The organism is Janthinobacterium sp. BJB401 (assembly GCF_013372745.1).
GTDB lineage: Bacteria > Pseudomonadota > Gammaproteobacteria > Burkholderiales > Burkholderiaceae_D > Janthinobacterium > Janthinobacterium rivuli.
In genome coordinates, this window is record NZ_JABXFH010000026.1 from 40,708 (window position 1) to 57,959 (window position 17,252).

A 17,252-nucleotide genomic window follows, 5' to 3' on the forward strand; every position below is an offset into this window, starting at 1 on the left:
CGGCACACGTAAAAAAGCCCCGGCCGCAATCGCTGCAGCCGGGGCTTTCGAATGAATGGGCAGCTTGCGCCGCCCGCTATCAGTTACTGCACGTTACAGCACTTCGCTGGCGTGGTCGGCCAGGCGCGAACGCTCGCCGCGGGCCAGGGTGACGTGGCCGCTGTGGGTCCAGCCCTTGAAGCGGTCGACCACGTAAGTCAGGCCGCTCGAGCCTTCCGTCAGGTAAGGCGTGTCGATCTGTGCGATGTTGCCCAGGCACAGGATCTTCGTGCCGGGACCGGCGCGCGTGACGAGGGTCTTGACTTGTTTCGGCGTCAAGTTTTGCGCTTCATCGATGATGAGGAACTTGTTCACGAACGTGCGGCCGCGCATGAAGTTGAGCGACTTGATCTTGATGCGCGAGCGGATCAGGTCTTGCGTTGCCGCACGGCCCCATTCGCCGCCATCGGAGTCGGACTTGTTCAGCACTTCCAGGTTGTCGTCGAAGGCGCCCATCCATGGCGACATCTTTTCTTCTTCCGTGCCTGGCAGGAAACCGATGTCTTCGCCCACCGGCACCGTCACGCGGGTGACGATGATTTCATTGTAGAGCTTGGTTTCCAGCACTTGCGCCAGGCCGGCGGCCAGGGCCAGCAGGGTCTTGCCGGTACCGGCCTGGCCCAGCAGGGTGACGAAGTCGCATTCCGGATTCATCAGCAAGTTCAGGGCGAAGTTCTGCTCGCGGTTGCGCGCCGTCACGCCCCACACATTGTTCTTCGTGTGGCTGAAGTCGCGCAGGGTTTGCAGCACGGCCGTCTTGCCGTTGATCTGTTTTACCTGGCCGTAGAATGGCGTTTCGCCGTTTTTCGGTTCCAGGTAGATGAACTGGTTGACCAGCAAGGATGGAATGAACGGGCCCGTCACGCGGTAGAACGTCGAGCTGTAGCCGTTCTTGCTTTCCTGCCAGGATTCCATGTCCTTGCCGTGCTTGTTCCAGAAGTCGTCCGGCAATTGCACGATGCCCGAGTACAGCAAGTCCGTGTCTTCCAGTACATGGTCGTTGAAGTAATCTTCGGCCGGCAAGCCCAGGGCGCGCGCCTTGATGCGCATGTTGATGTCTTTCGACACCAGCACGACGGGGCGGCCTTCCTGTTCCGACTCCAGCGAGCGCACGACGGCGAGGATCTGGTTGTCGGCCTTGCCAACTGGTAAGCCAGCCGGCAGGTCGGCGCTTTGCAGACGCGTCTGGAAGAACAGACGGCCCTTGGCATCCTTGTTGCCCAGCTTGGACAGCAAAATGCCGTGTTCGATGGCGTCGTCGTCCGTGTTGCTGATCAGGGCGTCGAGCGTGCGCGAAACCTGGCGTGCATTGCGCGCCACTTCCGTCATGCCCTTTTTATGGTTGTCCAGCTCTTCCAGGGTCATCATCGGCAGGTACACATCGTGTTCCTCGAAGCGGAACAGCGACGATGGATCGTGCATCAGCACGTTCGTGTCGAGCACGAACAGTTTGCTGATGCCGCGCTGGTCGGCGGCGCGGCTGGCGGACGACTTGAGCTGCACTTCGACCGCCTTGTGCTTGGCCGGATGTGGCTGCTCGGCTTGCTTGACGGGCTTGATCGGCGTGACCTTGCCTTTTGCCGCCGGCCTGGCTTTTGCTGCCGGCGCGGCAACGACGGCAGGAGCGGCCGCAGGCACAACAACGGCTGGCGCAGGCGCCGGCTTGGCGACCATCAGGGCCGCCACTTGCTTGATCTTCGTGGCCGCATTGCGGACCGGCTTGGCAACTTCGGCGATCGCCGCTTCAATGATCGGTGCAGCCACTTTCTTGGCTGCCGGGGTTTTGGTGGCCGGGCGCGCTGCGCCTGCGGTTGGGTAATCTTGGGTGGCCAGGATGGTGGCTGGCTTGCTCGGTAATTTTGGCAGTGGCATCAGGATCTCAATCAAAAAATTTCTGGAATGAATCGCCCATGGGCAGCCAGCTTCTGGCGGCACTTCTCATGGGGTGGATGCGGGGGAACAACAATGCTACAGGACGAGTAACTGCCGGAAGGCCGGCAGCATGGCCGGTCATGGACGCCATAGTCGGGCTACAGGCCCGCCTGGCGGAGTGGATGGAGGCGCTTCGTTGACTCAAAATGGCGATAGGTACCGTGAACTGAACTGCGGTTGAACCAGGCTCGCTGGAAGCCGACAACGCGCATTGGATCAATATGGACGATCAATTCAGATGCGCTACGAATTCCAGCACTTCTTCCACGTGAGTTGCGACCTTCACGCCTCTCCATTCTTTCACCAATCGGCCCTGGGCGTCAATCACAAACGTGCTGCGCTCGACGCCACGCACGGTCTTGCCGTACATCTGTTTCATCTTCATGACGTTAAACAGCAGGCAAACGGCTTCGTCCGGGTCGGAAATGAGCTCGAATGGCAGCTCCAGCTTGGCTTTGAAGCTTTCGTGCGAGCGCAGGGAATCGCGGCTGATGCCGTAGATTTCCACACCGGCAGCGACGAATTGCGAATACGCATCGCGGAAGGCGATGTTTTCCGTGGTGCAGCCAGGAGTGTTGTCCTTCGGATAGAAAAACAGCACCGTGGCCTTGGCCGGGCGGCCCAGCAACTGAAAGGTCTTGCCGCTGGTCATGGCGGCGCTAAAGTCGGGTATGCTAACGAGGGATTGGCTATCAGCCACAGGTTCTCTCCTGAACGGTGATCATCAGCGCTGGTTTTTAATCTGGCAACGCATCCAGGTGCAACAATACAGCATTCAGGCCGCTTTGCCCTGCACAATCAGGCGTCCCGAACGGCCTGGCAACTCATCCCAGGTGACGGGACAAACGGGCAAGTCCGTATTTTTTATCTTTTCATAATAATCGCCCATCGCTGCAAACTGGTAGCCCTGGGCTTTCCAGCCAGCCAGCAGTTGTTCGAAAATGGGGGCGAGTTTCTGTCCTTCAAGTTCCGCGTGCAAGGTATACACGTGATCGCGGGGATTATCCGCCGTCAGCGACAATATATGCGCGGCAACATTGCCGGTCGTGATCAGCTTGCCGTCGATTTCGCAGCCCAGCAATTCATCCAGGGTGGGCAGAGTGGTGGGCAATTGTACGCATTGCAGGATGGTGTTGCCATTGCGCACGCGGTGCGGGCCATTGCTGGCATGCACCATGGCGCCGCGCGCGTCGAGCATGGCGCGGCCGTCGGAGGCAAAGCGGTAGCCGGCCGTGTCGTGTTCGACAAAGGCGCTGACATTCATTTGCCAGCCGGCCGCGCCGTGCGTGTGCGGCTTGGCGCCAAACACTTGCTCGTAGCGGTTGGCGGCCTTGCGCATCATGTTGATGGTCCAGGCGGCGTTGCGCTTGGCCACGTTGTCTTGCCACAGGGTGTGATCCCAGGTGTGGATGCCGCACTCGAAACCGGCATCGCGCACGGCGCGCAATTGCGCCGCGCATTGCTTGCCGATATCGGGTCCCGGCAGCAAAGTGCCGTACATCAATGTTTTCAAGCCGTAGTGTTCGACCACCGAGGTGCGCGAGACCTTGCTGAAAAAGCCCGGTTTCAAGGCGCGCCGCAGGGCCCAGCCCGTATGGTCGGGGCCCAGCGAGAACAGAAAAGTGGCCTTGGCCTGGTGCGCGGCCAGCATGCGCACCAGATTGCCCATGCCTTCACGGGTGCCGCGATAGGTATCGACGTCGATTTTCAGGGTCAGGAACGGCTTGCTCAACATTAATCCATCAGTGCTTTGGCTTGGGCTACCTGGCTGCGGTAGGCGTCGAAAATATTGCGCAGGGAATCGGCCATGGTGGTGGTCGGCGCCCAGCCCAGCTCTTCGCAGGTATTCGTGATTTTCGGCACGCGGTTTTGCACGTCCTGGTAGCCGGCGCCGTAGTAGGCGCCCGAGGTCGTTTCCACGATGTTCACGTGTTTCGCGCCTTCGGCGTATTCCGGATATTCGGCGGCCAGGGTCAGCATCATGCCGGCCAGGTCGCGGATCGAATAGTTATTGATCGGATTGCCAATGTTGTAGATCTTGCCGCTGGCGATGCCGTTCTTGTTGGCGATGATGCGCATCAGCGCATCGATGCCGTCGTCGATGTAGGTGAACGCGCGTTTCTGCGCGCCGCCGTCGACCAGCGAGATGTTTTCGCCGCGCACGATGTGGCCGAAGAATTGCGTCACCACGCGCGAGGAACCTTCTTTTGGCGTGTGGATCGAGTCCAGGCCCGCGCCGATCCAGTTGAACGGACGGAACAGGGTGAAGTTCAAGCCTTCCATGCCGTAGCCCCAGATCACGCGGTCCATCAGCTGCTTGGCGTTCGAATAGATCCAGCGCGGCTTGTTGATCGGGCCGCAGATCAGTTCCGAGTTTTCCGGGTCGAATTCCTCGTCATGGCACATGCCATACACTTCCGAGGTCGACGGGAAGACCAGGTGCTTGCCGTACTTGGCGGCCGAGCGGACGATGGGCAGGTTGGCTTCGAAGTCCAGTTCGAAGACGCGCAGCGGCTGCTTGACGTAGGTCGATGGCGTGGCGATGGCCACCAGCGGCAGGATCACGTCGCATTTCTTGACGTGGTACTCGACCCATTCCTTGTTGATCGTGATGTCGCCTTCGAAGAAGTGCATGCGCGACTTGTAGTTGTCATCTTCCAGCAATTCCGTGATGCGGTCCGTGTTCATGTCCATGCCGTAGACATGCCAGTCGGTGGTTTCCAGGATGCGCTTGGACAGGTGGTGGCCGATGAAGCCGTTGACGCCTAAGATGAGGACTTTTTTCATGTGAGATTCTCTTGTGTGATATCAGTGTGTGCTGACGCGGGTGGTCAGACTTGCTTGCAACTGCTGAGCCGAAACCGGCTCCCCGGCAGCCCTCAGCGCGGAAATGGCCAGCATGCGGCCGTCTCCGCAGACGCCAAAGATGCAATTATCCACTACCGCCAAGCCAGGTGGCAAACTTCCTGCTGAAAGCTTGCTTAAACGGGCTTTTTCGATGATGTAAATGACATTGTTGAATTCGGTGAACGCGCCGGGATAGGGGGGCGCGACGGCCCGGTGCAGGTTGTATACCTGCTGCGCCGGTAACTTCCAGTCGATGCGGCCGTCTTCCGGCGTGCGTCCGCCAAAGTAGCCGCCCTGGCGCAAATCGTTGAGCTGGCGCGGCGCCGTGCCGTCTAGCAAGGCCGGCAGCACGTGCCACAAGGTTTGTTCCGCCGCCACGGTGACCTTGCCGAATACTTCGAAGGCCGTGTCGTCGGGCAGGATGGGCACGGCCGTTTGCGCGACGATGGCGCCGGCATCGGGCTTGACCGTCATTTCATGCAGGGTGGCGCCCGTTTGCGGGGCGCCATGCAGCACGGCCCAGTTGACGGGCGCGCGGCCGCGGAACTGCGGCAGCAGCGAGCCGTGCATATTGTAGGCGGGCGCGACTTCCAGGATGCTGGCCGGCAGCATGTGGCGGTAGTAAAAGCTGAACAGCATGTCCGGTGCCGCCGCCTGCACCTGCGCCAGCAATTCGGGCGCGCGCGCGTCCGAAGGCGTGATGTACGGAATGCCTTCGGCCTGGCACAGGCTGGCGACGGATTCGAACCACAGGTTTTCCGTGGGGCTGTCTTCGTGCGTGACGACGAGGGCGATGTCGACGCCGCCGGCCAGCAGCACCTTGATGCAGCGCACGCCGACATTGTGGTAGCCGAAGACGACGGCGCGTGGGGCGCCCATCAGCGGCCCACCTGGCGCTTTTCCAGGCGCACATACGATGCCGCCTCGGCTTCCGCCTGGACCATGCCGTCCTGCAAGATGGTTTGCACCACGTAGCGGGGTCGGGCGCGCACTTGCTGGAAGATGCGTCCCACGTATTCGCCCACCAGGCCGATGCCGAACAGGATCACGCCCATCAGGAAGAAGGCGATGGCGAACAGGGTAAACACGCCTTGCGCCTCGGCGCCGAACAGGAAGCGGCGCGCCAGCAGATAGATCACCAGCACGGCCGAACTGAAGGACAGCAGCATGCCCAGCATCGAAAAGATTTGCAGGGGTATCAGCGAAAAGCCCGTGACCAGGTCGAAATTGAGGCGGATCAGGCTATACAGCGAATATTTCGACTCGCCGGCCGAGCGTTCCTCGTGCTCGACGGTAATTTCCGTGGGCTTGCGGGCGAACGTGTAGGCCAGGGCGGGCACGAAGGTGTTGACCTCGGCGCACTGGTTGACCAGGTCGATCACGTTGCGGCCATACGCGCGCAGCATGTTGCCCTGATCGGTAATCTTGATATTCGTGATCTTTTCACGCAGACGATTCATCATCTTCGAGGCCAGGGTGCGCCAGGCGGAATCTTGCCGCTTGCGCCGGATCGAGCCCACGTAATCGTAGCCTTCGCGCATCTTCGCCACCAGGTTGCCGATTTCTTCGGGCGGGTTTTGCAGGTCGGCGTCGAGCGTGACCATGATCTGCCCGCGCGACGCTTCAAAACCGGCCAGGATGGCCATGTGCTGGCCATAATTACCGTTGAACAGGACGACGCGCGTGACGTCGGGGCGCTGGCGGAACTGTTCCGCCAGGATGGCCACCGAATTGTCGCGGCTGCCGTCGTTGACGAAGATGATCTCGTAGCTTGTCTGCAAGGCGTCGAGGGCCGGATACAGGCGGGCGAACAGGCTGGCCAGGCCATCCTGCTCGTTGTAGATTGGAATGATAATGGACAGTTCAGGTTTCATCGGCGCGCTGCTCATTTGATGAGTATGGATTTGACGGTGGCGACGGCGCGTTCCACGTCCTGTGTCGTCATGGCGTAGAACATCGGCAAGGTCACGGTCAGGCGGCCGATCTTTTCCGAGACGGGGAACATGCCCTCGGTAAAGCCGCGTTCGCGGTACATGGTAAACAGGTGGATCGGTGCGTAATGATAGCCCGTTCCCACGTTTTGCTGCGCCATTTGCTGCATGAAGTCAGCGCGCGTGCCGGGGCCATTATCGGGCAGGATGATCTGGAACAAATGCCAGTTGCTGTTCTCAAAATCCTGCACCGGCAGCTGGGCGCCGCTCAGGGCTTCGAAGTCGCTGCCGAATTGCGCAAAGTAATGGCGCGCCAGCGCGCGGCGGTGGGCCGTGATCGCATCGATATTGGCGAACTGGCCCAGGCCGATGGCGGCCATGATGTCGCTCATGTTGTATTTGCCGCCCAGCACGTCGACGTCGATGCCGTCGACGCCGCTGCGCGTGACGCCCTGCAGCCGGTATTTCTCGGCCAGCTTGGCTTCTTCCAGGTTGTTCAGGACCAGCGCGCCGCCTTCGCCCGTGGTGATGTTCTTGTTGGCCTGGAAGCTGAACGAGACGAAGTCGCCAAACGCGCCGATGCGCTTGCCTTTCCACGTGGAGCCGAACGCTTGCGCCGCGTCTTCCACGACGCGCAGCTTGTACTTGTCTGCAATCGCGTACAGGCGGTCCATGTCGACGGGCAAGCCGGACAGGTAGACGGGGATGATGGCTTTCGTGCGCGGGGTGATGGCCGCTTCCAGCTTGTCGAGGTCGATATTGCGCGTGACGGGGTCGATGTCGGCAAACACGGGCGTGGCGCCCACTTCGATGATGACGTTGGCCGTCGCTACCCACGACACGGGCGTGGTGATGACTTCGTCGCCGGGGCCGATGCCGGCGATGCGCAGCGCGATTTCCATGGTGCACGTGCCCGAATTGAAGGTGCGCACGGGACGCCCGCCGAAATACTCGGACAGCTGGGCTTCGAAGGCCTGCACTTTCGGGCCGCTGGTGATCCAGCCCGAGCGCAGCACGTCGCCGACGGCGGCGATGGTCGCTTCATCGATGGTGGGTTTGGAAAAGGGCAAAAAGGGCAGGGTAGAGGTCATGGGCGCAATTCTTGAATCTGTATTGGGTCAGGGTATCGGTATCGCCGAGGCTGCCAGTGCCGTGAAAGGCGCTGGCAGGCATGGCTATTTTATATCGTCAGTATGGCGGCGCAGCCAGTTCAGCGGTGAAAAATTCAGCTGATGCGGGGGCGGGGCAGGCTGGCCAGGGGCGCGGTCCGTGCTGCCTCGCTTCCCGGTTAAACATTATTTGTTGGCAATGACCATGCGGCGCGCATCTTCGGCAATCACGCGCATGGGCACGCCACGCGCTTGCAATTCCTTGTAACGGTTCAGGCTGATAATCGCCATGCCCCGCACGCCGGCATGGGCATCGTTCGTCCATTGCGTGATGAAAGTCTCGATGTCCGGAATGGACAGCTCGGGCTGCTGTTTCAGGCCAAACGTGAACTCATCCCAGTAATCGACGAGGATCACGGGCCGCTGCAGGTAATACGTCAGCGACTGCTCATAGATGCCGACCGAATAGAGCTTGGTATCGGCCGTCAGTTCGGCCTGGATCTGCGGCAGCATGTCGGTGCCTGCGCGGTTCTGGCCATACAGTTCGGAGCCGGCCAGGATGCAGTGCGTGGCCAGGAAGCCGGCGCCGGCGATGGTCAGCACGGTCATGTCGCGGCGCAGCTGGCGTGCATGCAGCAAGGCCAGGGCGCCGCCGGCCAGGGCGAAGAAGCCGGCCGCCATCAGCCATGGCTGGTAACCCTTGAGCGCGACCAGGGCTTCCGCGTCGCGTGCGCTGGCCTTGCCGAAGGCGATCGGTCCGCCGATCAGGATGGCCGCGCCCAGCACGCACAGCAGGCCGGCGGCGAACAGGCGCTGGCGGCGCGAAGCCGATTCCAGATACAGCGCCACCAGCAGGGCCAGCGCCGGGAAGACGGGCACGATGTAGCCAGGCAGCTTCGAGGTCGAATAGCTGAAGAAGAAGAAAATGAAGACGGCCCAGATCAGCAGCATCAAGCGGGGCTGGAAGGCGCCTTCCTGGCGCTGGAACGCGGCGACCAGGCTTTGCGGCAGCACGCCTATCCAGGGCAGGATGCCGGGAATGAGCAGCACCAGGAAGTAGTACCAGGCGCCTTCGCGCTTGTGGCCCTTCATCAGGAAGCGCTGGAAGTGCTCGTGGATGAAGAAGAAATGCGGCTGTTCCGGATTGCGCAGGGCGACCAGCACGAACCACGGCGTGGCGATGGCAAAGAACACCAGCAAGCCCTTGACAAGGTGCAAACGCGTCCAGATGCGCCAGTCGCGCGCGCACAGCGAATACAGCACCAGCACGCCGCCCGGCAGCACGATGCCGATCAGGCCCTTGGCCAGCACGGCCAGCGCCATGGCGGCCCAGCAGGCCAGCATCCAGTTGCGCCGCTCGTTCGCCGTGGCGTCGTCGCGCTGGGCGATCAGCAGGCTGCCCAGGGTGAGGGTCATCATGCCCGACAGGCCCATGTCCAGCGAATTGATCTGGCCGGAAGCGAGCCAGAACAGGCTCGACGCCAGCACCAGGCCAGCATACAGGCCCACGCGCGGGCCGAACACTTTTTTGCCCGCGTAGGCCGTCATGCACACGCCGATGATGCCGCACAGGCCAGTCCACAAACGCGCCTGCCATTCGCCCAGGCCGAAGGCGGCGAAGGTCAGCGCATTCATCCATGTTTGCAGCGGCGGCTTTTCAAAGTACTTGATGCCGTTCAGGCGAGTGGTGATCCAGTCGCCCGTGACGAACATTTCGCGCGCCATCTCGGCGTAGCGGCCCTCGTCGGGCGGTACCAGGGTACGGATACCCAGCGCATACAGGGTGACGACGATGAAGATGCCCAGCAGCGACCACATCAGCACCCGCGACGAGTGCAGCTCGTTGACGTTGATTTTCATGCGGCCTTGCCTGCGGCCGGGGCCAGAATCAGTGCCAGGGTGACTTTGCGGCCTTCGCCCATGAGGATATTGTAGGTGCGGCAGGCAGCCTGGCTATCCATGCACTCGACGCCGATGCGGCGCATGGTCAGCGCGGCCGTCAGCTTCGGGTGCACGAAGCGCTGGCGCTCGCCCGTGCCGAGGATGACCACGTCGGGTGCGTCGGCCAGGATTTGCGCGAAATGCGCCTCCGTTAATTCTTCGAAACTGGTGACTTCCCACGCGCGTGGCGGTGTTTCCGGCATGACGATCAGGCTGTAGTTGTAGGGCTGGGCATTGATCTCGACGCCGTTTTCGTCATAGCCGGTGACAGTCTGGTATTGTTGGGTGCTGCTGGCGTGGAGTTTCATGGCGATATCGGGGCTGGTCGTGTCGGTTGATCGGTGCGCGCGCGGCCAAACTGCGTGCCGCGGCCAAGGGCGTAAGCATGCCATAAATGACAGAAAAGAGCGACTGAAAAGCAATATCCTTTCCAAATTGCAATGTTCGGCGCCACAGTGGCAATGCCTGCCTGCGCCATGGTAATGCTGCAAGATTAAGGGAAGATGAAGATGGCGCCCGCCCGATTGCCGTGCGGAGACGCCGGCGTGGCAGAATCGGCGTCAAATGCTGGGGTTCGCCATGTTTAATTTGATAAAATGGCCTGTTTTCGGCGAGAATGGTTGTTTTCGCCTTGCAGTCTTTCGCATCGCAGTTTCACGGGTTCATAGTTCTGGCGCGGCTATCATGCTGCAAGCTTCGGTCTCCGCGCCGCATCACGACAGGGATTTATTTTGCGACCGATTCAGAAATCGAATAAATTGGCGGACGTCTGCTACGACATCCGCGGCCCGGTCCTGGAAAAATCCAGGCAAATGGAAGAAGAAGGCCACAAGATCACCAAGCTCAATATCGGCAATCTGGCCGTATTCGGCTTCGATCCGCCCGACGAGATCGTGCGCGACATGATGCTCAATCTGCAGAACGCGGCCGGCTATACGGATTCGAAAGGCATGTTCGCGCCGCGCAAGGCCGTCATGCACTACACGCAGGGCAAGAATATCGCCGGCGTGACCATCGATGACATTTACCTGGGCAATGGCGCTTCCGAACTGATCGTCATGTCGATGAACGCGCTGCTCAACAGTGGCGACGAAGTGCTGGTGCCGGCGCCCGATTACCCGCTGTGGACGGCCGCCGTCAGCCTGTCGGGCGGCAATCCCGTGCACTATGTGTGCGACGAGCAGAACGAGTGGTATCCCGACATCGAGGACATGCGCCGCAAGATCACGCCGCAAACGAAAGCCATCGTCGTCATCAACCCGAACAATCCCACGGGCGCGCTGTACCCGGTTTCCGTGCTGCTGCAGATCGTCGAACTGGCGCGCCAGCACCAATTGATCATTTTCGCCGACGAGATCTACGACAAGGTGCTGTATGACGAAGCCGAGCACGTGTCGATCGCCTCGCTGGCTGACGACGTGCTGTTCATCACCATGAACGGCCTGTCGAAGAATTACCGCTCCTGCGGCTACCGTTCCGGCTGGATGGTGGTCTCGGGCGAAAAGCGCCACGCAAAAGATTACATCGAGGGCCTCAACATGCTGGCCTCGATGCGGCTATGCGCCAACGCGCCGGGGCAGTTTGCCATCCAGACGGCGCTTGGCGGCTACCAGAGCATACAAGACCTGGTGGGGCCCGGCGGGCGCCTGTTGAAACAGCGCGACCTGGCGCACAAGCTGCTGACCGATATCCCGGGCGTCACCTGTGTCAAGCCAAAGGCCGCGCTGTACATGTTCCCGCGCCTGGACCCGGAGATCTATCCGATCGCCGACGACCAGCAGTTTGCCTATGAATTACTGGCCGAAGCGAAGGTCCTGATCGTGCAGGGCACGGGCTTCAACTGGATCGCGCCCGACCATTTCCGCGTCGTCTTCCTGCCCAACTCCGATGACCTGACCGAGGCCATGGGGCGCATTGCGCGCTTCCTCGAAGGTTACCGCAAGCGTCACGGCCGGGGCTGAACCAGCCAGCAGCAATCTCGATCAACCTGGCGCCGCCCAAAGGGGGTGCCACTTATGAGCAGTCAAGCACAACTATGAAATCCATCAAGATCGGCCTGCTGGGCCTGGGCAACGTCGGTTACGGCACGTTCAGCGTCCTGAAACGCAACCAGGAAGAAATCAAGCGCCGCGCGGGCCGCGGCATTGAAGTCGTCGCCGTCGCCGTGCGCGACGTGGCGCGCGCCGAAGCGCTCGTCGCCGGCGGCTGCAAGGTCGTCAATGACCCCTACCAGATCGTCAACGATCCCGAGATCGACATCGTCGTCGAACTGATCGGCGGCTACGACCTGTCGAAAACCCTGGTGATGCAGGCGATTGCCAACGGCAAGCACGTGGTCACGGCCAACAAGGCCCTGCTGGCCGTGCACGGCAACGAAATCTTCGCCGCCGCCCAGGACAAGGGCGTGATGGTGGCCTTCGAGGCGGCCGTCGCCGGCGGCATCCCCATCATCAAGGCGCTGCGCGAAGGCTTGACGGCCAACCGCATCGAATGGATCGCCGGCATCATCAACGGCACCACCAATTTCATCCTGTCCGAGATGCGCGACAAGGGCCTCGATTTTGCCACCGTGCTGAAACAGGCGCAGGAACTCGGTTACGCGGAAGCCGACCCCACCTTCGACATCGAGGGCGTCGACGCCGCGCACAAGGCCACCATCATGTCGGCCATCGCCTTCGGCATCCCGGTGCAGTTCGACAAGGCCTACGTGGAAGGCATCAGCAACCTCAATGCCGTCGACATCCGCTACGCCGAGCAACTGGGCTACCGCATCAAGCTGCTGGGCATCACCAAGCGCGCCACCGTCAACGGCGTGGAAGGCATCGAGCTGCGCGTGCATCCGACGCTGATCCCGGCCAAGCGCCTGATCGCCAACGTGGAAGGCGCCATGAACGCGGTGCTGGTGCATGGCGACGCCGTCGGCGCCAGCCTGTATTCGGGCCGCGGCGCGGGCGCCGAGCCGACCGCTTCGTCCGTGATCGCCGACCTGGTCGACATCACCCGCCTGGCCACGGCCGATCCGGAACACCGCGTGCCGCACCTGGCGTTCCAGCCGAACGCGATGACCGATATCGCGATTCTGCCGATGTCGGAAATCACCACCAGCTACTACCTGCGCATGCACGTGGCCGACCAGCCGGGCGTGCTGGCCGACCTGACGCGCATCCTGGCCGAACGCGGCATCTCGATCGACGCCATGCTGCAAAAAGAGCCGGCCGAGGGCGAGACGCACACGGACATCATCATGCTGACGCACCAGACGCAGGAAAAGAACGTCACGGCCGCCATCGAGAAGATGGAAGCCCTCAATAGCGTGGTAGGGACGGTCACCAAGATCCGCCTGGAAAACCTGAGCTGAGCGTTTGCAGCGATCCATGCAAAACGGCGCCCGCGGGCGCCGTTTTTTTATGCGTGATGTTGCCGGATGACGGCGCCCATGCCCATGTGGTCATGGCAAGTAGGTCGGATTAGTGCGGCAAGGCCGCACGTAATCCGACAACATTGTTGGCATGGCCGATGGTGCTGTCGGATTACGGCCCTTCGGACCTAATCCGACCTACGCCTACACCGCTCAAGGCGCGGCGACGGGGCCTACATCCATGCCGTCATAGCTGGCCAGCAGGTTGTCTTGCGCAAACGCCATCAGTGCGCCATTGCGCGCGTGCAGGCTGTCGACGCCATGCACTTCGGCCTTTTCCACGTGCAGTACCCACACGGGCGGTGCCGCCGGATCGTCGAGTTCCGGCTGATACAGCTCCACCGGGCGGTAGCCCTGCAGCGCCAGCAGGGTGGCGGCCTGCTCCAGCGGTTCGGACGTGGGGTTGGTGAAGTAATAGCCCCACAGCAGCGGCTGGGACAGGTCCCACGGCGCGTTCTCGGCGATATTGGCAAACAGTTCGGTTACATCTTCTTTGGTCATCATGGCGCTGCCTTCCTTAAAATCTCAGGACGCGATCTTAGCATCGACTGGCGCCGGGGCGAAATACACGCCGACTTTCAGCCCATGTCCATTCGCCGCCGTCGCCAGTTCCAGGCGCGCGCCGTGCAGGGCCGCGATGTCGCGCACGATGGCCAGGCCCAGCCCGGCGCCGCCCGGATTGCTTTCCAGCGCCGCGCCGACGCGGTAGAACGGCGTGAACACGCGTTCGCGTTCCGTTGGCGGGATGCCGGCGCCGCTGTCTTCCACTTCCAGCAGCGTTTCGTCTCCACGGCCGCCCGCGCGCACGCGCAGGATCACGCTGCCGCCCTGCGGCGTGTAGCGCAGGGCGTTGTCGACCAGGTTGGCCACCAGTTCATGCAGCAGCAGGGCCTGGCCATGCACGGGCGCTTCGTCGGGCGCTTCCAGCGACAGGTCGATATTTTTGCCGACGGCGGCCATGGCCATCTCCAGCCCAACCTGCTGCGCCACATCGCGCAAGGACACCGTCTCCATCGCCAGGTTCTCGCCGCCATGCTCGATGCGCGCCAGGGTCAGCAGGCGGTTGGCCAGCAGCACGGTCGAATCGGTGGTGACGGCGATCGAACGCACGATGTCGCGCAGGGCGGCGATGTCCGGCGGCGCGCCTGCCTGGCGGTCGCATTCGCGCATGGCCAGTTCGGCCTGGGTTTTCAGCACCGTCAACGGCGTGCGCAGCTGGTGCGAGGCGTCGGCGATGAAGCGGCGCTGGCTGGCGATCAGCTGCTGCAGGCGCGACATGGAGCCGTTCATGGCGCTCACCAGCGGGCGCATTTCCTTGTGCACCAGCGTGGGATCGACGTCGGACAGGTCGGACAGGGTGCGCGTCTCGACTTCCGTTTTCAATCGCATCAGCGGGCGCAGCACCAGGCGCACGGCAAACCACACGAGGGCGCCCATCACCAGTATCATCGCCGCCTGCCAGATCAGGGTATCGAACAGGATCTGGTTCGACAGGCCGCGCCGCGCGTCCAGCGTCTCGGCCACCTGGATCAGGGCGATGCCGCGCATCGAGTCGTCATACACGGGCTGCAGCAGGGCGGCGATGCGGATCGGCTTGCCGTGGTAGTCGGCGTGGTAGAAGCGCACCAGGGCCGGATAATTCTGCGAGCGGGGCACGTTTTTCGGCACGGGCGGCAAGTCGCCATAGCCCGACACCAGCTCGCCATTGATGCCCGTCACCTTGTAGTAGATGCGGCCCAGGGTGTCGGTCTCGAAGCTGTCGAGTGCCACGTACGGCACTTCGGCCACTACCTTGCCGTTGACGATGGAGACTCTTTCGGCCAGCGCCCGCGTCGACGCCAGCAGGGAGCGGTCGTAGGCCATGTCGGCCGCGTCGAGCGCATTGCGGTAGACAAAAACGGCATCGAGCAGCACCAGCATCACCAGCGGGATGAGCAGCCAGCGCAGCAGCTGGCTGCGCAAACTGCCCAGCGGCCGGCCCTGCGCCCGGCGCCGGCGCAGGCGTTCCAGCAGGGGCGGGCGTGGGGCGCGCTCGGTCATTTTGGCGCGGCCGGCGCCATCGCGCTGCGCGGCTGCAGCAGGTAGCCGATGCCGCGCAGGGTGGTGATGACGGCGCCGTCGGGCGAGCCGCTTTCCACGCCGCTTTCCAGCTTTTTGCGCACGCGGTGGATATACAGTTCGATGGCGTCCAGGTTGGCGTCGTCGGCCAGCGCGAAGACTTCGTCGAACAGCTTTTCCTTCGACACGGCGCGCCCCGAGCGCGTGATCAGCGCTTCGAGCACCGCGTGTTCGCGCGGCGTCAGCGCCAGCGCCGCGCCACCATAGCTGAACATGCGCGTGACGGTGTCGAAACTGAGGGCGCCGCAGGTGTGGACAAGGGCTTCGTTGCCCTGGCTGCGGCGCAGCAGGGCTTTCACGCGCGCTTCCAGTTCGGCCAGTTCGAACGGTTTGGCCATGTAGTCGTCCGCGCCCAGGTTCAGGCCCTGTACTTTTTCATCGAGGCCGCCGCGCGCCGTGAGTATCATGACGGGAGTCTTGCCGCGCGTGCCGCCGCGCGCGCGCAGGCGGCGCAGCACGTCCAGGCCATCCATCTTCGGCAGGGTCAGGTCGAGCAGCACCAATGAATATTCCTGCGTGTGCAGCAGGGCGTCGGCATCGGCGCCGTTGTGGGCGGTCTCCACCGTCAGGTGCGCGTCGCGCAGGGCCTTTGCCAGCCAGTGCGACAGCTCCAGATGATCTTCCACTAATAATATGCGCATGGTCTCCGCCATTCGTTTGAAACGATACAGTGTAAGCCTGCTGGCGCCGCGCCGACAGGGGCGGCGATGAATAAGTTTGTCCTCCTTGTGGCTGGCGGACGACACCTGTCAGTCTGAAAGCGAATTGAAAGGATCACGATCATATAGTGTGATCCTGATTCATGAAATTGATCAGGCATATCACCAATAACTATATCTAAGGGAGACACTTTACATGAAGAAAACCGCATTCTCGCTGGCCGCCATGGCAGTACTTGCCGCAGCTGGCAGCGCCCACGCCCAGTCGAACGTCACCCTGTACGGCCGCCTGGACGCCGGCATCAGCAACACCAGCAACGCCGGTCCGAACAAAAGCTCGATGACGCAAGTGAGCTCCGGCGGCATGAACACCTCGCGCTGGGGCATCCTGGGCAGCGAAGACCTGGGCGGCGGCCTGAAAGCCGTCTTCAATCTGGAAGGCGGCATCCTGGTCGACACGGGCGCGGCCGACGGCGCGCTGTTCAAGCGCCAGGCCAACGTGGGCCTGGAAGGCGCGTTTGGCCGCGTCGTGCTGGGACGTTCGTTCACCACCGTGTACGATTTCGTGCTGCCATTCGATCCGATGGCGTATGCGCCGTTCTACTCGTGGGCCACCTCGGCCAACGCGACGGGCCCGAGCAAATACGGCATGACGACGGCCTTCGACAACATGGTCAAGTACTCGGGCAAGACGGGCGACTTCAGCTACGGCGCATCGTACGGTTTCGGCGAACAGTCGACGGGCAACTCGGACAGCGCCAAGCTGTCCACGGCCGTCACCTACAAGACCGGTCCGGTCAGCCTGCTGGCCACGTATGAACAGGTCAACGGCAACACCATCGCCGGCGGCGCGCGCGACAAGACCACCGTGTACCACCTGGGCGCCATGTATGACGACGGCCCGTGGAAAGTGCAGGCGGCGGCGCGCGACTACAAGCTCGATCCTGCGGCAGCCGGCAAGGCCGACGTGCGCGGCACCCTGTACTGGGGCGGCGTCAGCTACAAGACCACGCCGGTCGTCACCCTGACGGGCGTGATCTACTACCAGGACGTGAAAAACGTGGCGGCCAACCTCAATGCCGATCCGATCATGTACGTGGCGCGCGTGCGCTATGCCCTGTCCAAGCGCACCGACCTGTATGTGGCGGGCGCCTACGCCAAGGCCAAGCACAACCAGCTGGTCAGCCTGTCGCGTGACGACGCCGGTTTCGGCGACACGCAGCGCGGCCTGATCGCCGGCATCCAGCACCGCTTCTAA

At 62.3% G+C, this 17,252-nt stretch carries 15 protein-coding genes; 3 read left to right on the forward strand and 12 right to left on the reverse strand.

The features are described 5' to 3' along the window. Positions 1-93: 93 nt before the first annotated feature. The 9 genes from HWE17_RS17310 to HWE17_RS17350 form a co-directional block, all read right to left on the reverse strand. Positions 94-1,911 carry a PhoH family protein gene (locus HWE17_RS17310; RefSeq protein WP_176389574.1) on the reverse strand — a complete coding sequence of 606 codons (1,818 nt, stop codon included), beginning with the start codon at positions 1,909-1,911 and terminating at the stop codon, positions 94-96. 289 nt (positions 1,912-2,200) lie between these two features. Continuing rightward, positions 2,201-2,671, reverse strand: a complete 471-nt coding sequence (locus HWE17_RS17315) for a peroxiredoxin (RefSeq protein WP_034785468.1) — start codon at positions 2,669-2,671, stop codon at positions 2,201-2,203. A gap of 75 nt (positions 2,672-2,746) precedes the next feature. Next, positions 2,747-3,706: a polysaccharide deacetylase family protein gene (locus HWE17_RS17320; protein ID WP_099403673.1), complete on the reverse strand. Its 960-nt coding sequence runs from the start codon at positions 3,704-3,706 to the stop codon at positions 2,747-2,749. Beyond that, positions 3,706-4,758: a bifunctional UDP-4-keto-pentose/UDP-xylose synthase gene (locus tag HWE17_RS17325; RefSeq protein WP_035820989.1), complete on the reverse strand. Its 1,053-nt coding sequence runs from the start codon at positions 4,756-4,758 to the stop codon at positions 3,706-3,708. The genes HWE17_RS17320 and HWE17_RS17325 overlap by 1 nt, the downstream gene beginning before the upstream one ends. Positions 4,759-4,779: 21 nt before the next feature. Continuing rightward, positions 4,780-5,697, reverse strand: a complete 918-nt coding sequence (locus HWE17_RS17330) for a formyltransferase (protein ID WP_099403674.1) — start codon at positions 5,695-5,697, stop codon at positions 4,780-4,782. Further along, positions 5,697-6,692 (reverse strand): glycosyltransferase, encoded by a 996-nt coding sequence (locus HWE17_RS17335; protein WP_035827954.1) that lies wholly within the window; start codon positions 6,690-6,692, stop codon positions 5,697-5,699. Before HWE17_RS17335 ends, HWE17_RS17330 begins: the two co-directional genes overlap by 1 nt. A gap of 11 nt (positions 6,693-6,703) precedes the next feature. Continuing rightward, complete coding sequence (locus HWE17_RS17340) at positions 6,704-7,840, reverse strand: DegT/DnrJ/EryC1/StrS aminotransferase family protein (protein ID WP_176389575.1); 1,137 nt, start codon at positions 7,838-7,840, stop codon at positions 6,704-6,706. 204 nt (positions 7,841-8,044) lie between these two features. Beyond that, positions 8,045-9,718 (reverse strand): glycosyltransferase family 39 protein, encoded by a 1,674-nt coding sequence (locus tag HWE17_RS17345; protein WP_176389576.1) that lies wholly within the window; start codon positions 9,716-9,718, stop codon positions 8,045-8,047. Further along, positions 9,715-10,107, reverse strand: a complete 393-nt coding sequence (locus HWE17_RS17350) for an Mth938-like domain-containing protein (protein ID WP_176389577.1) — start codon at positions 10,105-10,107, stop codon at positions 9,715-9,717. Before HWE17_RS17350 ends, HWE17_RS17345 begins: the two co-directional genes overlap by 4 nt. 423 nt (positions 10,108-10,530) lie before the next feature. Here HWE17_RS17350 and HWE17_RS17355 point away from each other — a divergent pair, with 423 nt between their 5' ends. Both HWE17_RS17355 and HWE17_RS17360 read left to right on the forward strand, forming a co-directional pair. After that, positions 10,531-11,760: a pyridoxal phosphate-dependent aminotransferase gene (locus tag HWE17_RS17355; RefSeq protein ID WP_034750427.1), complete on the forward strand. Its 1,230-nt coding sequence runs from the start codon at positions 10,531-10,533 to the stop codon at positions 11,758-11,760. A gap of 74 nt (positions 11,761-11,834) precedes the next feature. Then, positions 11,835-13,157, forward strand: coding sequence for a homoserine dehydrogenase (locus HWE17_RS17360; protein ID WP_035820979.1), 1,323 nt, complete (start codon positions 11,835-11,837; stop codon positions 13,155-13,157). 213 nt (positions 13,158-13,370) lie between these two features. Here the strand turns inward: HWE17_RS17360 and HWE17_RS17365 are convergent, their stop codons facing one another. The 3 genes from HWE17_RS17365 to HWE17_RS17375 are packed head-to-tail and all read right to left on the reverse strand — an operon-like array spanning position 13,371 to position 15,976. Continuing rightward, positions 13,371-13,721, reverse strand: coding sequence for a ribonuclease E inhibitor RraB (locus HWE17_RS17365; protein ID WP_099403678.1), 351 nt, complete (start codon positions 13,719-13,721; stop codon positions 13,371-13,373). Between the two features lie 21 nt (positions 13,722-13,742). Next, entirely contained in the window at positions 13,743-15,257 is a 1,515-nt protein-coding gene (locus tag HWE17_RS17370; protein ID WP_255206286.1) for a sensor histidine kinase, read from the reverse strand. Then, a complete protein-coding gene (locus tag HWE17_RS17375; RefSeq protein ID WP_099389262.1) occupies positions 15,254-15,976 on the reverse strand; it encodes a response regulator in 723 nt (240 codons plus the stop codon). The genes HWE17_RS17370 and HWE17_RS17375 overlap by 4 nt, the downstream gene beginning before the upstream one ends. Before the next feature lie 214 nt (positions 15,977-16,190). On the opposite strand from HWE17_RS17375, the gene HWE17_RS17380 reads away from it, so the two are divergent. Continuing rightward, positions 16,191-17,252 (forward strand): porin, encoded by a 1,062-nt coding sequence (locus HWE17_RS17380; RefSeq protein WP_099403680.1) that lies wholly within the window; start codon positions 16,191-16,193, stop codon positions 17,250-17,252.

What these genes read in the sequence shown, in the direction of transcription:
- HWE17_RS17310 (WP_176389574.1), bottom strand. Translation starts at nt 1,911, where the DNA reads ATGCCACTGCCAAAATTACCGAGCAAGCCAGCCACCATCCTGGCCACC.
- HWE17_RS17320 (WP_099403673.1), bottom strand. Translation starts at nt 3,706, where the DNA reads ATGTTGAGCAAGCCGTTCCTGACCCTGAAAATCGACGTCGATACCTAT.
- HWE17_RS17325 (WP_035820989.1), bottom strand. Translation starts at nt 4,758, where the DNA reads ATGAAAAAAGTCCTCATCTTAGGCGTCAACGGCTTCATCGGCCACCAC.
- HWE17_RS17330 (WP_099403674.1), bottom strand. Translation starts at nt 5,697, where the DNA reads ATGGGCGCCCCACGCGCCGTCGTCTTCGGCTACCACAATGTCGGCGTG.
- HWE17_RS17335 (WP_035827954.1), bottom strand. Translation starts at nt 6,692, where the DNA reads ATGAAACCTGAACTGTCCATTATCATTCCAATCTACAACGAGCAGGAT.
- HWE17_RS17340 (WP_176389575.1), bottom strand. Translation starts at nt 7,840, where the DNA reads ATGACCTCTACCCTGCCCTTTTTGCCCTTTTCCAAACCCACCATCGAT.
- HWE17_RS17345 (WP_176389576.1), bottom strand. Translation starts at nt 9,718, where the DNA reads ATGAAAATCAACGTCAACGAGCTGCACTCGTCGCGGGTGCTGATGTGG.
- HWE17_RS17350 (WP_176389577.1), bottom strand. Translation starts at nt 10,107, where the DNA reads ATGAAACTCCACGCCAGCAGCACCCAACAATACCAGACTGTCACCGGC.
- HWE17_RS17360 (WP_035820979.1), top strand. Translation starts at nt 11,835, where the DNA reads ATGAAATCCATCAAGATCGGCCTGCTGGGCCTGGGCAACGTCGGTTAC.
- HWE17_RS17365 (WP_099403678.1), bottom strand. Translation starts at nt 13,721, where the DNA reads ATGATGACCAAAGAAGATGTAACCGAACTGTTTGCCAATATCGCCGAG.
- HWE17_RS17370 (WP_255206286.1), bottom strand. Translation starts at nt 15,257, where the DNA reads ATGACCGAGCGCGCCCCACGCCCGCCCCTGCTGGAACGCCTGCGCCGG.
- HWE17_RS17375 (WP_099389262.1), bottom strand. Translation starts at nt 15,976, where the DNA reads ATGCGCATATTATTAGTGGAAGATCATCTGGAGCTGTCGCACTGGCTG.
- HWE17_RS17380 (WP_099403680.1), top strand. Translation starts at nt 16,191, where the DNA reads ATGAAGAAAACCGCATTCTCGCTGGCCGCCATGGCAGTACTTGCCGCA.